Origin of the sequence: Psychromonas sp. MME2 (assembly GCF_040566515.1) — a bacterium.
Taxonomy (GTDB): Bacteria; Pseudomonadota; Gammaproteobacteria; order Enterobacterales; family Psychromonadaceae; genus Psychromonas.
The window spans coordinates 289244-311002 of sequence record NZ_JBEWXI010000012.1 but is presented as its reverse complement, the minus strand read 5'-3'; the positions used below and the strand labels follow the sequence as shown (position 1 = coordinate 311002).

Annotated in this window: 22 protein-coding genes and 1 tRNA gene; 15 read left to right on the top strand and 8 right to left on the bottom strand. The window is 40.4% G+C overall.

The window, feature by feature from the left end; genetic code table 11:
* The first annotated feature begins 30 nt into the window (after positions 1-30).
* The 10 genes from AB1A03_RS11805 to AB1A03_RS11760 are packed head-to-tail and all read left to right on the top strand — an operon-like array spanning position 31 to position 8028.
* Entirely contained in the window at positions 31-414 is a 384-nt protein-coding gene (locus tag AB1A03_RS11805; protein WP_354624836.1) for a hypothetical protein, read from the top strand.
* Positions 415-1737: a hypothetical protein gene (locus AB1A03_RS11800; protein WP_354624835.1), complete on the top strand. Its 1323-nt coding sequence runs from the start codon at positions 415-417 to the stop codon at positions 1735-1737. It abuts the gene before it with no gap.
* A 6-nt stretch (positions 1738-1743) separates the two neighbouring features.
* A complete protein-coding gene (locus tag AB1A03_RS11795; protein ID WP_354624834.1) occupies positions 1744-3570 on the top strand; it encodes a hypothetical protein in 1827 nt (608 codons plus the stop codon).
* Positions 3570-3731 (top strand): hypothetical protein, encoded by a 162-nt coding sequence (locus tag AB1A03_RS11790; protein WP_354624833.1) that lies wholly within the window; start codon positions 3570-3572, stop codon positions 3729-3731. The genes AB1A03_RS11795 and AB1A03_RS11790 overlap by 1 nt, the downstream gene beginning before the upstream one ends.
* Positions 3728-4942 carry a hypothetical protein gene (locus AB1A03_RS11785; protein WP_354624832.1) on the top strand — a complete coding sequence of 405 codons (1215 nt, stop codon included), beginning with the start codon at positions 3728-3730 and terminating at the stop codon, positions 4940-4942. Before AB1A03_RS11790 ends, AB1A03_RS11785 begins: the two co-directional genes overlap by 4 nt.
* A 2-nt stretch (positions 4943-4944) precedes the next feature.
* Positions 4945-5397 (top strand): hypothetical protein, encoded by a 453-nt coding sequence (locus tag AB1A03_RS11780; RefSeq protein ID WP_354624831.1) that lies wholly within the window; start codon positions 4945-4947, stop codon positions 5395-5397.
* The gene (locus AB1A03_RS11775; RefSeq protein ID WP_354624830.1) at positions 5394-5756 is read left to right on the top strand and encodes a hypothetical protein; all 363 of its coding nucleotides are present in this window, start codon (positions 5394-5396) and stop codon (positions 5754-5756) included. Before AB1A03_RS11780 ends, AB1A03_RS11775 begins: the two co-directional genes overlap by 4 nt.
* A complete protein-coding gene (locus AB1A03_RS11770) occupies positions 5753-6568 on the top strand; it encodes a hypothetical protein (protein ID WP_354624829.1) in 816 nt (271 codons plus the stop codon). Before AB1A03_RS11775 ends, AB1A03_RS11770 begins: the two co-directional genes overlap by 4 nt.
* Positions 6537-7802 (top strand): hypothetical protein, encoded by a 1266-nt coding sequence (locus AB1A03_RS11765; protein ID WP_354624828.1) that lies wholly within the window; start codon positions 6537-6539, stop codon positions 7800-7802. Before AB1A03_RS11770 ends, AB1A03_RS11765 begins: the two co-directional genes overlap by 32 nt.
* A complete protein-coding gene (locus AB1A03_RS11760; RefSeq protein ID WP_354624827.1) occupies positions 7789-8028 on the top strand; it encodes a hypothetical protein in 240 nt (79 codons plus the stop codon). The genes AB1A03_RS11765 and AB1A03_RS11760 overlap by 14 nt, the downstream gene beginning before the upstream one ends.
* A gap of 751 nt (positions 8029-8779) precedes the next feature.
* Here AB1A03_RS11760 and AB1A03_RS11755 read toward each other — a convergent pair.
* From AB1A03_RS11755 to AB1A03_RS11745, 3 genes are all read right to left on the bottom strand, one after another.
* Positions 8780-9484: a hypothetical protein gene (locus AB1A03_RS11755; RefSeq protein WP_354624826.1), complete on the bottom strand. Its 705-nt coding sequence runs from the start codon at positions 9482-9484 to the stop codon at positions 8780-8782.
* A complete protein-coding gene (locus AB1A03_RS11750) occupies positions 9477-10373 on the bottom strand; it encodes a tyrosine-type recombinase/integrase (protein WP_354624825.1) in 897 nt (298 codons plus the stop codon). The genes AB1A03_RS11755 and AB1A03_RS11750 overlap by 8 nt, the downstream gene beginning before the upstream one ends.
* A 229-nt stretch (positions 10374-10602) precedes the next feature.
* Positions 10603-10686, bottom strand: a tRNA-Leu gene (locus AB1A03_RS11745).
* Positions 10687-10926: 240 nt separating this feature from the next.
* On the opposite strand from AB1A03_RS11745, the gene AB1A03_RS11740 reads away from it, so the two are divergent.
* Entirely contained in the window at positions 10927-11277 is a 351-nt protein-coding gene (locus AB1A03_RS11740; RefSeq protein ID WP_354624824.1) for a hypothetical protein, read from the top strand.
* Positions 11267-11482: an RDD family protein gene (locus AB1A03_RS11735; RefSeq protein WP_354624823.1), complete on the top strand. Its 216-nt coding sequence runs from the start codon at positions 11267-11269 to the stop codon at positions 11480-11482. Before AB1A03_RS11740 ends, AB1A03_RS11735 begins: the two co-directional genes overlap by 11 nt.
* Before the next feature lie 65 nt (positions 11483-11547).
* On the opposite strand, the gene AB1A03_RS11730 is transcribed toward AB1A03_RS11735, so the two are convergent.
* From AB1A03_RS11730 to lptF, 5 genes are all read right to left on the bottom strand, one after another.
* Positions 11548-13296, bottom strand: coding sequence for an ArnT family glycosyltransferase (locus tag AB1A03_RS11730; RefSeq protein ID WP_354624822.1), 1749 nt, complete (start codon positions 13294-13296; stop codon positions 11548-11550).
* Positions 13293-13571 carry a lipid-A-disaccharide synthase N-terminal domain-containing protein gene (locus AB1A03_RS11725; protein ID WP_354624821.1) on the bottom strand — a complete coding sequence of 93 codons (279 nt, stop codon included), beginning with the start codon at positions 13569-13571 and terminating at the stop codon, positions 13293-13295. Before AB1A03_RS11725 ends, AB1A03_RS11730 begins: the two co-directional genes overlap by 4 nt.
* Positions 13568-14311, bottom strand: coding sequence for a glycosyltransferase family 2 protein (locus AB1A03_RS11720; RefSeq protein WP_354624820.1), 744 nt, complete (start codon positions 14309-14311; stop codon positions 13568-13570). The genes AB1A03_RS11725 and AB1A03_RS11720 overlap by 4 nt, the downstream gene beginning before the upstream one ends.
* Before the next feature lie 189 nt (positions 14312-14500).
* Entirely contained in the window at positions 14501-15565 is a 1065-nt protein-coding gene (lptG, locus tag AB1A03_RS11715) for an LPS export ABC transporter permease LptG (RefSeq protein ID WP_354624819.1), read from the bottom strand.
* A 29-nt stretch (positions 15566-15594) separates the two neighbouring features.
* A complete protein-coding gene (lptF, locus tag AB1A03_RS11710) occupies positions 15595-16668 on the bottom strand; it encodes an LPS export ABC transporter permease LptF (protein ID WP_354624818.1) in 1074 nt (357 codons plus the stop codon).
* 204 nt (positions 16669-16872) lie between these two features.
* On the opposite strand from lptF, the gene pepA reads away from it, so the two are divergent.
* The 3 genes from pepA to AB1A03_RS11695 are packed head-to-tail and all read left to right on the top strand — an operon-like array spanning position 16873 to position 21746.
* On the top strand, positions 16873-18387 hold the full coding sequence (pepA, locus tag AB1A03_RS11705; RefSeq protein ID WP_354624817.1) for a leucyl aminopeptidase: 1515 nt from the start codon (positions 16873-16875) through the stop codon (positions 18385-18387).
* 14 nt (positions 18388-18401) lie between these two features.
* Positions 18402-18884: a DNA polymerase III subunit chi gene (locus tag AB1A03_RS11700; RefSeq protein WP_354624816.1), complete on the top strand. Its 483-nt coding sequence runs from the start codon at positions 18402-18404 to the stop codon at positions 18882-18884.
* A 3-nt stretch (positions 18885-18887) separates the two neighbouring features.
* Positions 18888-21746: a valine--tRNA ligase gene (locus AB1A03_RS11695; RefSeq protein ID WP_354624815.1), complete on the top strand. Its 2859-nt coding sequence runs from the start codon at positions 18888-18890 to the stop codon at positions 21744-21746.
* Positions 21747-21759: the final 13 nt, after the last annotated feature.

The following is a 21759-nucleotide window of genomic DNA, read 5'->3' as shown; positions in this document are numbered from 1 at the left end:
ATTCCACACCAATATAGGATTTAGTATTGCATGATTTCATTAGATGGCATTGAACTACCAGATGGTTTGCGATGGCAAGCTGATTTGAATTACTGCCCCATTAAACAAGAAGGCAAGCCCTCTATTACGGGCCGACTGGTGCTAAACCGTGGGCGTATGAAAGATGGACGCCCGATTGTTTTGACCAGTGGCAACGCCTGGGCCCCATATTCAAAAATAAAGCTACTCAGTGCATTGCGCCTTACCCCAACAATGATGCAACTCAGCTATCACGGCACGATTTACAACGTGCGTTGGGATTATGCAGATGCAGAGCATTTTGTTGCTACCCCTTTAGTTGAACACACCGACGAACCTACTGACGACGATATCTACCTGCTCCCACTTATTAAACTAATTGAGGTTCTAGATTAAATGCCAATATACAAATCAGATATAAAACTATTTGCCTCCAAAGTCATGACCGATGAAAGTGATGGCGGCGGTGAAATGACGGGCAATGAGATAATTTCAGGCGAGCATAATAGTATCTTTCCTGATGTATCCGACCTCGATAGAGCCTACGGCGTAGTCAATATTCGTAGCGTTCATGCTGCGGTTAAAAGTGCCTTGGCTGAGACTTATTTTGGTGCGACTGTTGGCGTATTAAAGCAACCAGACGATCCCAATGTTTCTATCACGTTAATGAGCCAAAATTCACCTTACGTTATGCGTGACGAGTCCCGCAACGTTATCGAAAGCTATCTTGCGCGCGGCGTAAAATGGCAAGGGGAATTGATGTACGATCAATTAAAAGGCTCTCGCTCTATCCGTCTCATTCAGCGCATCGGCATCAAATTACCTGTTAGCGGTGAAGTGTTAGTGGCAACCGACAAACAAACAGGTAATGAACAATTCGTTAAAATAGTGAATGTGCAATCAGCGCTTCAAAGCTTTTCCTATCCCGGTGTGCCAGATTTCACCCGCCGCGTTGTGACTTGTGAAATATCCGAACCGCTACGTTATACATTCAAAGGTGTTGAACCCAGTCCGTATGATCCCATTAGCAGTAATAGCGCGTGTTATGAAACGATGGTTGCCGATGCAGCAAAATACTACAGCGTAAAACCGCTACGCGAAGATGCCCAATTTGCAGCTAACGAAGTCACGGTGCCGAGTGTTTATAATCAACTTGTACCGAGCGCGTTAATTGAAACCGCGCATGTAAACAAACCCATTGTTGATACGATGGAGATCACCATTAAAAGCAATTCGGCAGGGACGCGCAGCGTTTTAGCACCTGTTTCTCTCGAATCGCAGCTATTACAAGTTACCAAAGAGAATCAAGGCTATGTTTACACGCAAACTCTTGTTCCTACACCATCCCTAGGTACTGTAATAGTATCATACATGGTACAGGGGAAATGGTATGAATTACGCGACCGCGGGGACGGAGTCTTGGAAGGTTTTGACGAAAGCTATGGGACTGGACAGCTCGATGAATTCGGTAATATTGCAATCACACTTGGCGCATTGCCTGATGTAGATAGCCCTATCTTATACCAGTGGGCCAATACCAGTATTACAACAAGACTAATCACTGATATTGCCGCTGATGCAGGATTTAACGTTAATCTGCCAAGCTATCCGCAAGCCGACACGTTAACAATTACGTGGGATGATAAAATGGCAACCGTGAGCAATAACATTATTAGCGGCGATGCAGCGGGCGTCGTTCAGGGAGAAAAGTTTCATTAATACCCAATGCCTTGCCACCAGGTTGGAACCGCTTATCAATTTGATTGGACAAATAAGGCGAATAATAACAGCTATAACTTGCCGTTGAATCCATCAAACAATAAATTAACTTTTACATTAGATGGCAGCACAGACATTAGCCCTAACTCTGTTGAGATAAATTACCCCGTTTCACCAGCAGGCTATCTTGTTACCGATGGACGAGAAAATTTTCAAGATGAATTTATTCAAGTTCATATTATTGATGATGGTAGCGGCAATCTAACTTACAACGGTAATGCGGTTGGTACTATTGATTACCAAACCCGTGAATGTGTGATTAATACCGGTTTTAACGTTGAAGCGATTGCGATTGAATGGACCAAAAACCGTTTAAGTTTTTATGGTCAAGACACCTATAAACGCACCAAATTAACGACTGTTACCGTAATGGGCGAAATTATTGCATTACCACACCATATTAATATTGCGTATACCAATATTAATATAGGCTCTGAAGTAGGTACTCATATTGAAACGCCTGTGTCAATTAACGTTAATATCCAAACAGGTGGCTTTAATGTGATGGCATCCTCGCTTGAATTTATCTTGGCTGGGCTTACATATACAACGATTGGTAATACATTGTACGCGGGGGGAACTCAAGCAGGAACAATTAACCTTGTTAGCGGTGAATGTGAATTAACGTACTGGGACTCAGGCAGCACAGACGTTGCCTTGGTTGCTGGTTTACTAAAAGCGGCGTTACCAGATAAAACACAAGATCTCGCTTTTGTGACAGCAGGAAATCCCGTTGCCTCTCTTTCATTACAAATAAACGCGATTGCCGCTGATGGTACACCTATTAACTGTACCGTTGATGCCGATGGTAATATTTTAGGTAACGGATTTAGCGGCAAAATAAATTATCAGTTAGGTGTGGTTGAAATCGTTAACTCGATGCAGCTTGATAGCAGTTCCATCAAATACAATTGTGTATCGTACAACTATTTGCCTCTTGATGCCGACCAATTAGGACTCGATCCAATTCGTTTGCCGAGCGATGGCCGTGTAGTTATTTTCAGTAAGGGCGATGTGTGCGTCATTCACCAGGATGAAACAATTACAAAAACCGTTGCCGTTAATGAAGTTGTTAATTTGCCACACGTCCGACTAACAGAATTAACCGTAACCGGTGCCGATTACACTGCCGATTTAGATGCCGGAACAGTAACATTTACAACGGAAGGTGCGGTTACTATTACTTACCGATTTGAAGATATGTTCTTAGTGACGGATGTTGATATTTCCGGTCGCTTAAAAACATCGCGGCCATTAACTCATGCCTACGATGCCGATAAAGCGATGGTTTCCAGTGTGTTGATTGCCGGTGATTTGTTTGCGAGATACACAAATCTGTTTGATCAATCAACGTGGACTGGAGAATTTAGTGATGAACTCATAGGTGGTGAACCTGCCGCTGAATATAACGACACTATTTACCCGTTAATTATGACTAATGACGGTGCAATCACTGAGCGCATGGCCATTGTTTTCACATCCAGCACAAACTTTAAATTGATTGGTGAACATATAGGACAAATTGCCGTGGGGGATGTTAATACCAACTTTGCGCCTATTAATCCAATTTCCGGCAAACCGTACTTTACGCTCAATAAATTAGGCTGGGGAACGGGCTGGGCGACCAATAATGTATTGCGATTTAATTCCATTGGCGCTGTTTATCAGCTTAATGTTATCCGCACTATCTTACAAGGTGAGTCAGAAAACCCGATAGATACAGACACTTTTGCTCTGCAAATACGCGGCAATATCAATAAAGAGGTTGCCTAATGAAAGCACAAATAAAAAAAGCAGGGTTTGGTTTTTCCATCAATGCTGTTGTTGATGTGGTATGCGATGTAGACAACAAGAATTTATTCGTTAAATCAAAACACCTAGCTCGTTCAATCCCAAAATCAGCAGTAGAAATTATCAAGGAAATTACACAATGAAAACATATCCAGTTAAGTTTTATAACGACAAAATGCAAGGCGCACCAACGCATGAAGCATACGGTCTAAAACAGTTGATAAATACGTTAACACCTGTTTTGGTAACAGGGTTTGGCGAGACTGTTTGTGATTCGTTAGTGTTTGACGCAACAAAAGGATGGGCTAAAGCAACTTTTGCGAGTGGTCATAAGTTCCAAAAGCACAGCGTCATTGAAATATTAAACGCCAGTGTTGCAGACTATAACGGTGAGCACCGCATTATGTTGATCGATACAAACAACGTTTGGTTTGAGTTAGACACAGTGCCAAGTGGTGACGCAACTGGCTCAAGCATGAAATACCCATCGCTAGGATGGGAAATCACACATGAAAGCGGCAATGGTGAACAGGTTATTTACGCACCAAAAGGCGATCAGGGTGACGTTAGCTTATATATTGATAACAGCGAGTATAGCGGTGTAAAAGTAGGTTATGGGCGCACAGCAAGAGTAATCATGGTTACTGATGTAGTTGATATCAACACATGGACTAAATGCTTTACAGCTAATGAAAACGCAGATTATTGGCAAAGCGGTGGTGATAATGAGGTAAATATAAACGGGAATGGAGCTGATCGTTTTGCTTGGCAATTGATTGGCAATGGTTCGATATTTAACTACCTACCAGCTATGGCTCATCAACAATACAGATATTGTGGGTACACGGCAGGTTATATCGACTCTTATCGTGTGGCAGATCGCTTTCATTTTGTAATGTTTTGTGGACACGCTAAATCCACTCAGTTATCTGGTAATTCTTGGGGTTACAAAGGGACTGCCGCAAATTATTGTCAAATAGCTAGGGATCACCACCAGCAGTCTGGCGATTGTGTTGCTTACGTTCCATCTATTTCATCTTCTACTGCTAATGTACAATTTAGTCAGTCATCGCCAAATGTAGTTGATAATGGCTTCTACGTTAGCGGTGAAAATCAAATGGTGCTAACTAAAGCAGGGTCTACTTATCTTAGTCACACTAATAACCATGACAGTGCAATTAGAGGAGAAATGCCAATATTGAGAGAGGTGATTGCGAGAATTAGCAGCGGATTCATAGAAAAAAATAACTCACTGCTTTACATAGAGCAGCAGTGTTCAGCGGTTAATTCCACACAAAGTGGTGACTCATATGAAAAAACTTGCGCTTTTGATATTTCAACGGTTGAGGTGTAGTTATGGGGATTCCTTTGGATTTGGGCGATATTATAGTACGGTTTACACCAGACTCTTTGCCTGTTTTCTCAAATAGCAACCAAACAAAAGAGGAGGCTTACCCTAGCCCCACGGTTAGCTTTCAGATTCTTGAGTGTGGCGAGTTAACCAGCTTCCCGACACACGACAGGCTAACGCTAATTGATCCTAATGGCGAACAATACCCAGCAGGTAGAATCAAAGGAACGGTAAAACTGCAAGGAACACCAGTATCGAAAAAGGTGATGTGCTTTACGCAATACGGTCAAATTGTTGCTGAGACTTACAGTGATAAGTTTGGTAACTTTGAGTTTACTGAGTTGCGCCACGATAAAAAGTACATGATAACGGCTCAAGCAGGTCATGAACCTAATGAACCACCAGAACATCACCCTGATACCGTAGGCTACATGACACCAGAGGTTTACAAGTTATGAACTTGAGTTTAAGTTTGAAAACCAAAAGGGCGCAAGCGTTGGTTGATGAAATAGACTCAACCAACGGCAAGCTAAATATGCTTAGCATAGGCGGTGAAGTAATTGTGTCTTTGCCGTTTGCTATACCTTGCGCTTACGCTGTTGAGGATGGGGTAATTACTTTTAATCCTATCACCGAGCAAATGGCGCTACTTAGCTTGGAAGTGTCGAGAGCTGAAATAGTGAGTGATACAGATGGAGTTATCGCAACATTATCCGTTACTGATGCAGATGGCAATGGTGACATAAAACTTAGTCGCACGATGTTTTTTGCAGGGGATTTATTCAAAATGACAAACTGGACTGTATCAGAGCTATGAGCAACGAGCTATCTTTCAGTAAAGCATGGTCTGATGAAGCAACGCTTGATATTGGTGGTAACAGTGGTGAACCCATTGATGTGCCTCAATGGTCAGGCGAGGCTGATTTAAACCTTGAATTTGCGTGGGATAGCGAACCAGAGCTTGAGTTTGTCAGGGTTAATCCGATCCCCCCGACTAATGTTTGGTCGGATAAAGCAGACTTAGATATTGTAAAAGTGTGGTCTGCTGATGTGGATCTTGATATTAGCCCTATTGACGATAGCGATAAGCCACCTGTAACAATTATTGAGGGCATGGGCGAGTCTTATCTTGCATCGCCTATCACCGATTCAACTACGTTTGTTTTTGTAACTGGAGAGTCACACGCAACACTTGATGGTGTATCAACCAACTCAGAAACGAACATTGATATTAATGTTTACCGTGGAATTAGTTTAATAACTGAGTCAAAAACCAGTAATGGAACTAATGTTGATTGTGCGAATGAAAGTCTATTTAGCGATAGTCCAAAACAGCACAACTCAAACGTAGTTAGTATTTTTGATGGTGAAAAATTGGCTAACGGCATCGTTCACTTGGCTTACAACTCACCAAAACTCAGTGATAGCAAAGAGGTTGGGTTTTTTGATGGCGAAAAGCTAGCAAGCAATGAGATCGTTCATCTAGAGAATAGGATGAGCGATATTGACAGTGCCAAATTAATTCAATTTAATGATGCACCAAAACTCAATGCCGACCAATTATCATCACTGTACAAGCACCCACCAAGAGCTGATTGTGAAAGAATCATCTCTATGGTTAGATGCTGAGAAATACCATAGAGAGTGGAACTCAGGTTTTGAAAGTGGCTTGCCAATAAAAAGAGAGTGGCTAAGTTACTACGAGGATGCGATAGACCCAACTGGTATAAGGCCAGTTTACCCCATTGAACCCCCATTACCATTGCCAGAGACATTGGCTGATTTAGATATAAAAGTGTTATGGTCTAAATTAGCCAATCTTGAATTTGTACGAATAGAACTGGATGCGTTAATTATTATGAATGAAATAGATATTTTTCATGTGGCCAGTGATGGCAAAAAAACAGCTATTCACCCTATAAATGCCACCCTCGACTTTGATATAGATTCATTTGTATGGAGCTTCAATGGGCAATTGTTAGGCAAAGATAACCTGTCATTTTTAACTCATCGCGCCAAGTTTGAGATCAATGTAAATGGTCATCAATTACGCTTCACATTGCGAGAATTTAGTAGAGCAGGCAGTTTTGCTAATGATGCTTATTCATTTACATGTGTAACTAATTCTCAATGGTTAGGTCAGCCGTTTGCCGCGCTGCATAACGGCACAGTTGATAACCCAATCGGAGCATGGCAATTAGTCGAAGAAAAGTTTGCAACTGAAGCCTTTACTTTAAACAGATCATTAACGCCAGAATGGACGCTGCAGACTGATTCATTTAGTTACTTAAATAAATCACCAATCGAACTAGCATTGCAAGTCGCACAAGCATGCGGCGCAATACTTCAACCAGATAAGCTACAGAACATTATTCATGTGCAACCGCGTTATAAAACCAGTCCATGGAATTGGCATGCGTTAACCAATGAAGAATGTGATCATGTTATTAATGCCGATTATGTAGATACAGAATCAAGCAATGATAACACTACGCCACAAGCCAACAGCGTGTTAGTCAGTGGTGAAACCCATGGCGTGATCACCGAAGTGGTGAAAGCAGGAACCGCTGGCGATGTTCGTGCTAAAGATGTGCTAAGTCCATTATCACAAGATCACAATGTTAATGCAGAGCTAGCGCGTAATATCATTGCAGACAGCGGCGAGCAGGAGGTTCTTGGTTTGAATATTCCATTGTTACCGCCTGATTCATCGTTTGGGTTGCTATTACCAGGGGAAATAATCCGTGTCATTTACCCGGATAAAACCATTACAGGGTTATGTCTCAGCAACAGCGTACCGATTCAATCAATCACAGACGTTTCTCAAACCGTAAAATTGGAGCTAAATAATGGCTACAGTTAATATCACCAAACAGTTTAAATCACTGCTAACCGAAACCGTTCGTTTTCGTGCAAAGGTGTTGCTTATTGATAACGGCTTAAATCGCGTGAAAGTACAATGGGGCCAATCATCTTTGTGGGTAACAGCCATAGAAGCGCTGGCTGTTGATGATCAGGTATTGGTGGAAGATAATAAAGTAGTAACCAAGTTGCCAGAACTGCCTTTTGCGCAAATAGCGATAATTTAATTTAAACGCACATTAAGCATGATTTAAGCATTGATTAATTTTTCTATATTGTGACATCAATCACCTCAGAAAACTCGTTAGGATGCAATCTGAAGCCTCTTTTTAAAAGTTCACTGTAATATAGCATCGTAATCACGCGCATTAAAATGATAAACTACACCACTTAAAACGAGAAAAACCGCAAAGAATGAGATCATCTAGCGGTTTTCATTTTAAGTGGTGATGCGTCTCATTTTTCAAAACGCGCTACAATAACCCTGTGCGCCCCTCTTTTGTTTATAGTTGTTGATAGAAATTATTACCTACTTATATTACTAAATTTCGTAGTGCTAATAAGTACGGTATATTTAATATCAGGAAAGACATATCAGAAATTTGTTCAGTATCAGAACGACTTTTTTAAAGAAATTAAAGAAGCGAAAAATGCGGTAGAAAACGAATTAGCAAAACCATGCAAGCTCAAAAATCGCAGCTAATACAATTTACCATAACACCCGTTATGCGAAGTATTTAAAGCTACCAAAATGGTAGCTTTGTTCTATTTGCAATCTATTAAATCACGAACGCATCTGGCACTAATATTTTCAGGTAAGCAGTTGTATCAACGACAGTTTTTTAGTGCTCAGGTATCAGAAATCTAAATAGCGGTTAGACTTATTTCTTTAAATGGCTTTTATTAACTAATTTTGAGTTTGCACAATGAAAAATAATAGGTGCCGCACAGCCCACACCTTACAATCAATGCTTAGCTTTACAGTGCAATTTTTTTTAGATATCCCCGTACAGTGATCATACTGACACCAATATCTGCAGCAATCTGCATAGCAATAGCATTTTTAGATATTTTAGGATTTTCTTCTTTTAATTTTTTCGCTTCAATTATCGTTTTCTTTATGCGTTCCTCTTTAAGTTTAATTTTAGCCTCACATGCATCTTCTATACGAGACTGACCAGCACAGATCTCTTTTTGATAAGCAGCTATGCCTGTCGTAAGGCCGCCAAAGTAAGCATAATCAATAAGCCCTGATAATTGCTTAAAGTCTCCGTTAAATATAAGCCATGCTTTTTTAAAAACAATATTAATAATATAAGCTATTGCAACCATTAATGCGTTGTTTTCAATGGATCCACGAGCCTCCAAATAAAAACGAAGAGATAACTCCACGCCCTTGTAATTATATAATTTAAATAAATCAGGAGTGATTCCTAATAATTCCAAATCCTTGTAAATTGAATTCAAAATGGACATCTCCTTATCAACAGTAAAAAGGTGCGGGGCACCTTCTCGTACTGGCTTTATTGCTTCGATTTCAATTCGGCTTTGCTCTACGTACTCAGCTTTCATTTTATCGGTAAACGTTTTAAACGGCTTTTCAATAATGCCATCTTTACCACTTTTGGTTTTTAAATATTCTTTGGTAGCAACAGGTATATTAAACACCTTCATATTATCCATTTACAATTCCTCCAAAGACCCTGTCGGTTAATTTTGCTTTATGCGATACGCAAAGATGACTATACCTTTGCGTCATTGTTATCGATTTATGCCCTAGTACTTGAGCTATTTCAAGTAAACTCGCACCATTCATGGCAAGTAAACTTGCGCATGTATGACGTAAATCATGAAATCTAAAATCACTAATTTTTGCATCAGATAATGCAACTCGCCAGTGAATATCAAAATTACGGAAATATCTTTTAGGCTCCCGTGGATGTGGAAAAACATACCCACTTATATTTCTATACTTCATTAACTCAGCAATGACATCAGCGGTTAAGGTTAAAATACGCTGATCACCATTCTTAGTTATAGGAAGGTGTGCTGTTTTGCTTTTAAAATTAATATTATCCCATTTTAATGTAAGCATTTCTGTACGCCTAGCCCCTGTTGTTAGCGCCATTAATACTAATAGATACAACTGTCCCCATGTAGATTCTTTTACAGTAATAAACAGCCTAGATATCTCTTCTGCAGTTAAAAAACGAGTTCGGCCATTATTTTCTGCATATTGCCTAATGCCTTTAACAGGGTTGTAGTCAATATCAAATTCATCGGATAGGTAACTATACAAGGCGCCAATGGCTGCCTTATATCTATTTAAGGTGGCAAGTGCTTTATCATTCGATAGAAGCTTTAATTCATCTTTAATTTGCTGGCGCGTAATTTTACCGACAGTTTTATCAGCAAAGATAGAAACCCAATAATTCAAACGTTGATGTTTACTCGAATCTTTCCCTAAATCTTGAGCTAAAAATTTTTTTACTGCATCAGAGAAAGTTAATGTGGTTAAAATATGATTTGTTAAACTATTAGCGAGATCATCATCCACCAGCAATAATGCCATGAATTTTTGAGCATCTTTTTTAGTTTAAATGATTTTGAAATTCGATTACCTTCTCGCATGAATTCGACACGATAAGTAATGCTTTTTTTGCCCTTACGGACTTGAAGAGTTGCCATATTATTTCCTTTTACGCCAAATTACGCCAAAAACGTAACCGTGTATCTGGAAAGCAAAACCATATTGACTGTTTAATGTTCCTAACTAGTTGACTAGACTAGAAAAAAAAACATGGTGCCCGAGGCCGGACTTAACCGGCACTTCTCTCGAAAACGGATTTTGAATCCGTCGCGTCTACCAATTTCACCACTCGGGCATAAAACGTTAGTAAATAGAAAAGATTATTTACTAAGTGCGCCGATTATACCTAGTGATAATCTTCTGACAAGGTTTTTCATACACTAACGGATCAACTGCTCAAAAAGAGAGCAAGTTAACTCTTTACACTGCTAATTCACAGTCAAAAAAGAGAGTAAACTCTTATCACTACCGAATAATCAATGCTAACTGTTTTGCCTTTTGTTACACTTCAAATTCACCCATTTAAGGAGCTATCATGAGCACGAAGAAGCAAAAAAGTACAACGATACTTACCTCACAAGAACAATATCAGAGCTGCCCAAGAGCTAATTTACTTCGCCGTTTAGGTGCATACATTTATAATCTGTTAGCCGTTATAGCCTTACTCATGCTAGCAACCGTTATTGCCCTTGTCGTTGTCGTGATTGCAGAGGCATTATCAATAATCGACACCAGCGCTTACCCTGACGTTGCAGGCTATCTATCTAATAGCTTGATATTCGCCTCTTATTTAGCTGCAGTTATTATCATCTTTTTTGCTTACTTTTGGAGTACTGCCAGGCCAAACGCTTGGTATGAAAGCTTGGCGTTTACGAGTGCAAAATAGTGACGGTAGTAATATCACTATTACGCAATCTTTAATTCGCATGTCTACTTCTGCATTTGGCTTAGGTAACTTGTTTTCCGTCTTTAAGGACAGAAATGCTTTCCAAGATCTATGGGCTGAATGTGAAGTTATTGTATTAACGAAAGAATTAAATAACTGGAAAGGGTTTAAAGGTTTATCGTTTTTACAACAGAAAGATAAATAATTATTACGTAATAAATATCAGTTAAAATAACCGCTGAAACAGATAGTGGTCAGCGGTTATTGCAATTAATGAGTTAGAAAAACGGGTTTAGCATGGTAAAGCGGGATCGTTGTCTGCGTAAAATCATCACAGCCATTGTTTATTAACTGTTCTCTATCAAGCAGATCACTATATTGCACTAAGACCCAAGTACGTCGGTGACGAGTATCAACATCAATCCAGCTATCTTCATTAAAACATTTTTCTACGTGCTCTGCTGGCGATAAAACCCAGCGTTTTTCAGGACCTTCACTTAACCATTTCGCGGCAGCTTTAGTCTGCTTTTCACGGAGAGTATGAAAACCAAACTGCACGACATCGCGCTCACTATGTAGTAGCAACTGCTCTTTAAAGTTAATAATAGCAAGTTCACTTTGCGGTCCGGTGATGGTATTTATCTCAGCCATCATATCTTTAGGAGAGCGTGTAGGCTCCATAAGCCAATAACCAAAAACAGAATAAATCCCCCAGCCTAAAGCCAAACTAATAACGGCACCTCGAATCGGGTTGCGTACACGCCAATATAAGGTTGGCAACAAAAATGCCCCCCCTAAGGCAATAATACAAAGCAGCGTTGCATTGGCTTCCGTCGGTAATTTATCTAAGAGTTGCGGCATAAAAAAGAAACTAATTAACGCGCTGGAAATGAGTGTGGTTGCAATGGCTAAAGGCATTACCCAAGCGATTGCTCTGATACGAATATTGGCGGTTAATTCATCTAAATAGGGTGCTGCAATAAGAACTAGCATTGGGACAATGGGTAAGATATAGACACCACGTTTACCTGGACTATTACTAAAAAAGAGCAACACTAAAATCGCCCAAATCACGGTAAGAAAAACAAGGCGATCACCATTTTTTATCGCTTTAAACCAACGCGGAGCGAGCCACGGCAATAATATGCTTAATGGTAACCAGAATAATGGAATAACAGAGACAATATAATAATAAAAAGGTTTTTGATGGCCGAGAGAATTAACATATCTTTCAGCGGTTTGTCGTAACATAATATTGTCACGATAGGCTAAGTAACTGGCATCTTGATTTACTTCAACGGCGTAATACATGGGGCCCACCCATAAGGCAATCGCTAATAACATGACGATTAATCCCACCGAATGCTGGACAATGCTTTTTATATTAAAGCGACACTGCTCCTGCTTAATCAGCAACCAAATATAAGGGAGGCATAATAAGATAGGTAAGAACCCGACTCCTTTTGTTATAACACCTAACCCCATTGCAAACCAACCTAAATAGTATAATTTCCAACAAGGCCCCTGCAAAAAATGGCGTAATAAGGCGTAATTACCAATCGTTATCCACATACATACGGTCATATCAATTTGAGCAAGCTTTGCTTGCACCATAAACTGAATGGTACATAGCAACAAAATAACAGCATTACGGCCACTATTTTGCCCATAAAAACGTTGTGCCAAATCGTATATTAACGCAACACACACTAAGGCACCTAACAGCGATGGTAATAAAAAAGCAATCTGCATCGAGCCAGTAAGAAGGTAAAAAATGGCTTGCATCCAGACGAAAACAGGGGGTTTATCTGGATAAAGTTCACCACCTCGATGTGGGAACAACCATTCGCCACTGTTAACCATCTCTAAGGCAATCAAGGCAAATCTAGGTTCATCCGCTGGCCAAGGTGAGCGTAGGCCAATACCAATGGCAATGATTACAAAACTTGCAAAAAGTAACCATAATAACTCGCGATAGGATCCATTTTTATCGGTAAAAGAGCGATAGGTGGCGATCATTTATCATCTTCCTTGTTTAATGATGATTGTCGAATTAACCATATATTTCTAAAATAGATAAAAAAACCAATTGATTGCCCAAGAATAAAGACCGGGTCTTGACGATAAATTGCATAACTTAACAACACCGCACTACCAGCAATACTTAGATACCAAAAAGCCATTGGAATAACACTTTTTTTCAGTTTTTCACTCGCCAGCCATTGCACTAAAAAACGGGCTGAAAATATCCCCTGCCCTATCAGACCGACAATCACCCATAGGCTATTGCTCATTCTTGTTTCTCCGTATTTTCGGCGTAACAAACGGGATTTTTTTTACGAGCACAAAGCCATTTCACACCAATTAGGTCAACAATACCAACCCATAGGCGGTTTGCTATACCATACTTGGAGGTACCCGCTGTGCGGTGGCGATGATTAACTTCAACAATGATCACCTCTCCACCATTACGTTTAATTAACGCAGGTATAAATCGGTGTACATGGTCAAAAAATGGCAATGCAAGAAATGCGCTGCGTTGCATCGCTTTTAATCCACACCCAGTATCAGGCGTATCATCGTGTAGTAAACGAGCTCGTATATTATTCGCAATCAATGATGACCAACGTTTCGATGTGGAATCATTGCGCTTTTTACGATAGCCAGCCGCACATTGATAACGCGGATCGTGCTTGTTGGCATCTAACAGAGCTTGATAGATCGGTAATATATCCACCGGGTCATTTTGCCCATCACCATCAAGTGTAACAATCCAATCTGCACGCGCATTACGAATACCCGTTAAGACAGAGGCACTTTGTCCAAAACAGCCATTATGACGGAGCACCCTTAATTGCGCATAGCCTTCAGTTTGCAAAGCCGTCAGTTCACTAAAGGTATTATCATTACTTCCATCGTCAACATAAATGAGTTCATACTCAATTTTGTCCTCTAAATGAGATTTTATCTCATTGACTAATGAACGAATGTTTTCCTGCTCATTGTGTACCGGTATAACAATAGAAAGTTGCAAAATAAATTCCCCTTGTATATTTTGCTTTCGAATATCAATGAATGTTAGTTCATTTATATGCAAAAATGGTTGTAAAATTTATGTTTATAAACAGCGCTCAATAAAACAGTCGATTTGCTTTCCAAGCAAATGCTGAAAATAGTATTCAACAAGATTGAGGGACTTACTCGACTGACCAGTACAAACTCATCATGTTTGCCTTTGTAGTAGGTACATAGCGATAGCTAACACGATGAGACTTGGCAACAAGGCTCCTAACAGTGGGGGCAGTGAAAAAACTAGACTAAAGGGGCCAAAAAGCTCCCCCATAATATGGAAAGTAAATCCACTAACAATGGCAAATATCAATCGTGTCCCCATCGTAACACTGCGCAATCCACCAAAAATAAAGGAGACGGATAACAACATCATCACCAATATCGTAAAGGGCAGTACCGCTTTTCGCCACAGAATAAGCCAAAACCCACTTGCTTCTTGTTCGTTTGTTTCTAAGTACTTAATATAGTTATAAATATCACGCATCGGCATGATATCTGGATCGCTTAATACCACTTGTAATTTTTTCGGTGTTAATTCGGTATTCCAAACAGATTCATCATAATGTGTTGTCGCGGTTTTATCCTGAAAAAAAGCTGTGCTACTGACATTTTTTAAAAGCCATTGGCCATCTTGATAAACCCCATTTTGGGCAAGTTTCGCCTCAATCAGCTTCATCTGTTCATCGAAAAAATAGATCTGTATCGAAAATAGTTGCGCATTGGAGTTCATGCGACCAATGCTAATAAATGAATTTGCATCTTTAACCCAAACACCATAGGTATTAGTGACACTCTCTTCACCATGTTTGGCAATTGCTCGCGCTGAATAGGCTTCTTTATCTGCGGCTGGAGCAACAAATTCTCCGACCAACATAACCGCAATAACCATAGGAATAGCTGTTTTTAACACTGAGCTAGCAATGCGTAATTTCGATAAACCAGCAGCCTGCATAACCACCAGTTCACTGCTACTCGCAAGCGTTCCTAAACCAATAAGAGCCCCGATTAAAGCCGCCATAGGAAAGAAAATAACCAACTCAGCGGGGATCTTTAAGACAACAAAATAAGCTGCATCCCATACTCCATAAGTGCCCTTACCGACACCTTTCATTTGCTCAACAAACTTAATAATACTGCTTAAGCCCAGTAAGACAAATAAACTTAACATGGTCGCAGAAAAAATTATTTTGCCAACATAGCGATCTAAAATACCCATACTACAATTCCGTTAACCTACTGTTAGGTTTATTTGCGAAAACCAAAAAAAGAAATCTTGCCTAAACTTTGCAGATGTAAAATAACACCAACCGATAAAAATATAATTTGCACAAACCAGATGCTATACACCGGAATAGCGGCCTCTTCAATGAGGCTCTTGGCAGTACTGAGCAATAAGAAATAGGATAAATAGAGTGCTAAAGCGGGTAATAATTTTGCGTAGCGCCCTTCTCGTGGATTCACTTTCGCCAACGGCACAGCCATAAAAGTAAGTAGCAAAATAGATAATGGAATGGCAATTCGCCACTGCAATTCAGCCTGATATTCAGGATCATCGATGCCCATTAATTGCATTGTGGATAATGCCGAAACACCACGCGTTTTCGTTTCAACTTCACGACTAGCAATATGCACTTCAAAACGGTCAAAATTACTCACATCAAACTCATTATGCCCCACATACCCCGCATACCTATCGCCATCAAACAAAGAGACCCAAATACCATCCTTTCTTTCCTCGACAGTACCCGATAGCGAGGTGATTACGGAAGGTTCTTTATTTTCTGGCCAATGTGCGGCAAAAACTTTGTCTAATTGTTGTCCCTTTTTATATTTCTCAACGTAGACCACACCTCCATCGACGGAAGTTTTATGAAAACGACCTTCAATTAAAGTGGCAGTACCCGCATCAGATTCAGCATTTTCAATAACAGCCACCATTTTATCCTCCGCAGAGGGGGCTAGATAAAAGGTGTTATAAATAGCAAAAACAAATGTAAATAGAGATAACAACAGGGCTGATTTCAATGTGCGATTAGGGCTAAAACCACAGGAGGTCATTGCAACCATTTCACTTTCGCTATGTAATCGTCCTAGGGTAAATAAAAGGGCAAGATAAAAACTGATTGGCAGCATTAATATCGCCAACGACGGTAAATTCAGATATAACAGCGTCATCACTAAATCAGTAGGGATCACGCCATTAATAGCCTTCGCTAAAATAGCAATAAATTTTTGACTCACAAAAATAAGTAATAAAACGAACAGGATACCCACCTGGCTTTTAAATATTTCCAGCATTAAGTAACGAAGAAGTATCACCCTGCTCTCCTGTTTAATATGTCTAAGGTTCTGTGAAAAATAGTAAAGATGCTATTTTTAGTGGATTAAGCAAACAAATACGGTAAAATTACTGATTTGATAATAGTTACAAGAATTGTAACACTCCACTCACTTCTATAATAACTGCATTTTAAAAAAAATAGCACAGTTAATATCAACATAATCACAGCATTAAGGATAGATATGGAATTTTTTGTAAAAAGTGGCAATCCTGAAAAACAACGCAGTGCATGTATTGTTGTCGGAGTTTTTGAACCACGTCGCTTATCCCATGCTGGCGAGCTATTGGATGAAATGAGTGAGGGCTACCTAAGTACCCTATTACGCAGAGGTGATATTGAAGGTAAAGTGGGTCAAGTATTATTTCTACATCATGTACCCAATGTATTAAGTGAACGTGTTCTATTGGTCGGTTGTGGTAAAGAGCGCGAGCTAACTGAAACGCAATACAAACAAATCATTACTAAAACCATTGCCACACTAAATGATACGGGCTCTTTAGAAGCCATTTGTTTCCTTTCTGAATTACATATCAAAGGGCGTGATAGTTATTGGGCAGTGCGACAAGCCGTAGAAGCTGCAAAAGATTCTCTATACAGTTTTGACCAATTCAAAACCAACAAAGAGAACACTCGTAGACCATTGCGCAAATTAACTTTTAATGTGCCTAGCCGTAAAAATCTAACACGTGCCGAGCAGGCATTACAGCATGCGTTAGCTGTCGCCCAAGGCAGTAAAGTGTGTAAAGATCTTGCCAATATGCCGCCAAATATTTGCACGCCACTTTACCTATCAGAACAAGCAAAAGGTCTTGCCGAACGTTTTCAAAAGATTGAATGTGAGATTATTGATACCGCGCAGATGCAAGCGTTGCAAATGAACAGTTATTTAGCTGTTGCACAGGGGTCAAAAAATCCAGCTTACATGTCATTAATTCACTATAAGGGTGGTAAAGAAGAGCAAAAACCCATTATCTTAATCGGTAAAGGATTAACCTTCGACTCTGGCGGTATATCACTCAAACCCGGTGAAGCGATGGATGAGATGAAATACGATATGGGAGGCGCAGCTAGTGTCTTTGGTGCAATGCAAGCTCTAGCGGCGTTGGACTTACCTATCAATGTCATCGGTATCTTAGCGGGCGCTGAAAATATGCCAAGCGGTAATGCTTATCGCCCAGGTGATATACTGACAACGATGTCTGGGCAAACCGTAGAAGTGCTTAACACTGATGCTGAAGGTCGCTTAGTATTATGTGATGTTTTAACCTACGTAGAACGTTTTCAACCTGAATGCGTTATCGATGTTGCAACACTGACCGGTGCTTGTATTATCGCACTCGGGCATAATATCAGTGCATTAATGACACCGCACAAAGGGTTGGCCAATGAATTATTAAATGCATCAAACCAGGCCAGTGATAAAGCATGGCAACTACCGATGGATGATGAATTTCAAAAACAGTTAGATAGTCCCTTTGCCGATATGGCTAATATTGGTGGTCGCCCAGCAGGTTCGATTACAGCCGCTTGTTTCTTATCGCGCTTTACTAAAAATTACAATTGGGCACATTTAGATATCGCCGGTACGGCGTGGAAATCGGGAGCCAATAAAGGCTCAACAGGTCGCCCGGTTCCTTTACTTACACAATTTTTAATTAATCGCAGTGAAAGTGATCAAAATGAGAGCCATATTTAAGTGGTAAAGATTTCATGAGCCAAGTTGTTTTTTACATCATAGAAGCGCAACAGGCGACAAGACATAACATGATTAGCGACCATTTTGCCTATGCCTGCTCGCTGGCATCCTTTTTTTATTTACAAAATAAAAAAGTGTTCATCTATACGGACAATCAACAGGATGCCTTTGCTATCGATGAATATCTATGGCAATTTGATGGTGATAGTTTTGTACCACATAACTTACTCGGTGAAGGACCTCGTTTTGGTACCCCCGTAGAAATAAGCTGGCACGCACCGACTCACCCTCGCTCAATATTAATCAATTTAAGTGCGAACGCACCTGAATTTGCGATTAATTTTCAACATATTGTCGATTTTGTGCCCGTTGCAGAACCGTTAAAAATTAACGCGCGAATTCGCTATAGCGCCTATAAAAAAATGGGCTTAACTCTTTCCACTCAATCTGCAGTCAATAACGATGCGATTGAGTTAACCAACCATACAGAAGATTAAAAAATGGAAAAAACATACACCCCCAGTGCTATCGAACAAAAGAATTACCGAATTTGGGAAGAAAAAGGTTATTTCAAACCACATGGTGATACCAGTAAAGAGAGCTACTGCATCATGATACCACCGCCCAATGTCACGGGTAGTTTACATATGGGGCATGCTTTCCAAGATACCATTATGGACACGCTCGTCCGCTATCAACGTATGCAAGGTAAAAACACGCTATGGCAAATGGGTACCGACCATGCGGGTATTGCCACTCAAATGGTCGTTGAACGTAAACTATTTGCAGAAACAGGACAAACTCGCCAAGAGCTAGGTCGCGAAACCTTTATTGATAAAATTTGGGAGTGGAAAGCGGAGTCTGGCGGAAATATATCTCAACAATTACGTCGCTTAGGCACATCCGTTGATTGGGATCGCGAGCGCTTTACGATGGATGAAGGACTTTCTGAAGCGGTAAAAGAAGTGTTTGTGGACCTTTACAATGATGACCTAATCTACCGTGGTAAGCGCCTGGTGAACTGGGATCCAAAACTGCATACCGCAATCTCTGATCTCGAAGTAGAAAATAAAGATGTTAAAGGGTCAATGTGGCATTTTCGTTATCCACTCGCCGATGGTGTTAAAACAGCCGACGGTAAAGATTACCTCGTTGTAGCAACAACGCGTCCAGAAACTATGCTCGGTGATACCGCCGTTGCCGTCAATGGTGAAGATCCTCGCTATAAAGATCTTATCGGTAAAGCTATCATTCTGCCATTTGTAAATCGTCGTATTCCAATTATTGCTGATGAACATGCGGACATGGAAAAGGGCACTGGCTGTGTAAAAATAACGCCGGCACATGACTTTAACGATTACGAAGTTGGTAAACGCAATCAACTGCCCATGATCAATGTATTGACCTTTGAAGCTGCAATTCGCAATGCAGCAGAAGTCTTTAACAGCAATGGCGAAATAAGCGATGTTTATGACACCGCCCTACCAGCACAATTCCAAGGTTTAACCCGTGAAGAAGCACGTAAGTTAGTCGTAAGCTCCCTTGATGATTTGGGGCTATTAGATGAAGTGAAAGCACATGATTTAACCATTCCCTATGGTGACCGTGGCGGAGTTGTCATCGAGCCGATGCTGACAGACCAATGGTATGTACGTGTTGCACCGTTAGCTAAAACAGCAAAAGAGGCCGTTGCTAATGGCGATATCGAGTTTGTACCTAAGCAGTATGAAAACATGTATAACTCTTGGATGAATGATATTCAAGACTGGTGTATTTCGCGACAATTATGGTGGGGACATCGTATTCCTGCTTGGTATGATGAAACGGGCAAAGTTTATGTCGGTCGTGATGAAGCAGAAGTGCGCGCTAAACATGATTTAGGTGATGATATTGTCTTACGTCAAGATGATGATGTACTCGATACATGGTTCTCCTCTGGTCTATGGACATTTTCAACCTTAGGTTGGCCGAAACAAACTTTAGATCTAAAAACCTTCCATTCGACGGATGTACTCGTAACGGGGTTTGATATTATTTTCTTCTGGGTAGCCCGCATGATCATGCTCACCATGCATTTCATGAAAGATGAGAATGGTAAGCCACAGGTGCCCTTCAAAACCGTCTATGTAACGGGACTTATCCGCGATGAAAATGGCGATAAAATGTCTAAGTCAAAGGGTAATGTACTCGACCCCCTCGATATGATTGACGGTATCGATTTAGAAAGCTTAGTGGCTAAACGTTGCGGCAATATGATGCAACCGCAATTGGCTAAAAAAATCGAAAAAGACACGCGTAAAACATTTGAAAATGGTATCGAAGCACATGGTACTGACGCCCTGCGTTTCACATTAGCGGCAATGGCATCAACGGGTCGTGATATCAACTGGGATATGCATCGCCTTGAAGGTTATCGTAACTTCTGTAATAAGTTATGGAATGCTAGCCGTTATGTATTAATGAGTGCTGAAGGTCAAGATTGTGGTTTCTCTGGCAATAACGATATGCAATTTAGTTTGGCAGATCGTTGGGTCCAAGGACAATTGCAAACCATGATTAAAGAGTTCCGTCATGCCTTAGATACTTTCCGTTTTGATATCGCCGCGAATATTTTATATGAATTCATATGGGATCAATTCTGTGGTTGGTATTTAGAGTTAACTAAACCGGTACTATTTAAAGGTAGTGAAGCAGAACAACGCGGCACGCGCCACACATTAATTTCCGTATTAGAAACGTTACTGCGTGTCGCACATCCAATGTTACCTTTTATGACAGAAGAAATTTGGCAGCGAGTTAAAGAACTAACAGGGCAAGGTGGTGAGACGATCATGCTCGAAGCATACCCAGAATTTGATGCAGCTAAAGTTGATACCCAAGCGGTAGAAGACCTAGAATGGGTTAAACAAGTCATTGTCGCAGTTCGTAACATCCGCGGTGAAATGGACATTAGTCCGAAAACCCCTTTAAATCTACTAATCAAAAATGCCTCTGCAGCCGATCGCCGCCGTTTTACAGAAAACGAAGCATTCTTAGCTGCATTAGCAAAACTAGAAAGTGTCACTATTGTTGAAGCTGGACAAGAAACACCCGTTTCTGCAACGGCATTAGTCGGTGATTTAGAAATATTAATTCCAATGGCAGGGTTAATTGATACAGAAGCGGAGCTATCTCGTTTAAATAAACAGCTTGAAAAAGCTGAAAAAGAACTTGATAAAATTTCAGGAAAATTAAGTAATGAACGCTTTGTTAGTAATGCACCCGAAGCGGTCATTGCTAAAGAGCGAGCTAGAGAAGCTGAATTACAAACGGCCTGTGATAAATTAAATGAGCAGATATTAGTGATAAAAGCGCTATAGCATTAGCATTGAT

Bases quoted from the DNA above. Each gene is read 5' to 3' on its own strand.
- AB1A03_RS11760 (WP_354624827.1), top strand. From the start codon at position 7,789: ATGGCTACAGTTAATATCACCAAACAGTTTAAATCACTGCTAACCGAA.
- AB1A03_RS11785 (WP_354624832.1), top strand. From the start codon at position 3,728: ATGAAAACATATCCAGTTAAGTTTTATAACGACAAAATGCAAGGCGCA.
- AB1A03_RS11750 (WP_354624825.1), bottom strand. From the start codon at position 10,373: ATGGCATTATTGCTGGTGGATGATGATCTCGCTAATAGTTTAACAAAT.
- AB1A03_RS11730 (WP_354624822.1), bottom strand. From the start codon at position 13,296: ATGATCGCCACCTATCGCTCTTTTACCGATAAAAATGGATCCTATCGC.
- lptG (WP_354624819.1), bottom strand. From the start codon at position 15,565: ATGGGTATTTTAGATCGCTATGTTGGCAAAATAATTTTTTCTGCGACC.
- AB1A03_RS11725 (WP_354624821.1), bottom strand. From the start codon at position 13,571: ATGAGCAATAGCCTATGGGTGATTGTCGGTCTGATAGGGCAGGGGATA.
- AB1A03_RS11755 (WP_354624826.1), bottom strand. From the start codon at position 9,484: ATGGATAATATGAAGGTGTTTAATATACCTGTTGCTACCAAAGAATAT.
- pepA (WP_354624817.1), top strand. From the start codon at position 16,873: ATGGAATTTTTTGTAAAAAGTGGCAATCCTGAAAAACAACGCAGTGCA.
- AB1A03_RS11805 (WP_354624836.1), top strand. From the start codon at position 31: ATGATTTCATTAGATGGCATTGAACTACCAGATGGTTTGCGATGGCAA.
- AB1A03_RS11700 (WP_354624816.1), top strand. From the start codon at position 18,402: ATGAGCCAAGTTGTTTTTTACATCATAGAAGCGCAACAGGCGACAAGA.
- AB1A03_RS11780 (WP_354624831.1), top strand. From the start codon at position 4,945: ATGGGGATTCCTTTGGATTTGGGCGATATTATAGTACGGTTTACACCA.
- AB1A03_RS11740 (WP_354624824.1), top strand. From the start codon at position 10,927: ATGAGCACGAAGAAGCAAAAAAGTACAACGATACTTACCTCACAAGAA.
- AB1A03_RS11790 (WP_354624833.1), top strand. From the start codon at position 3,570: ATGAAAGCACAAATAAAAAAAGCAGGGTTTGGTTTTTCCATCAATGCT.
- AB1A03_RS11775 (WP_354624830.1), top strand. From the start codon at position 5,394: ATGAACTTGAGTTTAAGTTTGAAAACCAAAAGGGCGCAAGCGTTGGTT.
- AB1A03_RS11800 (WP_354624835.1), top strand. From the start codon at position 415: ATGCCAATATACAAATCAGATATAAAACTATTTGCCTCCAAAGTCATG.
- AB1A03_RS11770 (WP_354624829.1), top strand. From the start codon at position 5,753: ATGAGCAACGAGCTATCTTTCAGTAAAGCATGGTCTGATGAAGCAACG.
- AB1A03_RS11795 (WP_354624834.1), top strand. From the start codon at position 1,744: ATGCCTTGCCACCAGGTTGGAACCGCTTATCAATTTGATTGGACAAAT.
- AB1A03_RS11695 (WP_354624815.1), top strand. From the start codon at position 18,888: ATGGAAAAAACATACACCCCCAGTGCTATCGAACAAAAGAATTACCGA.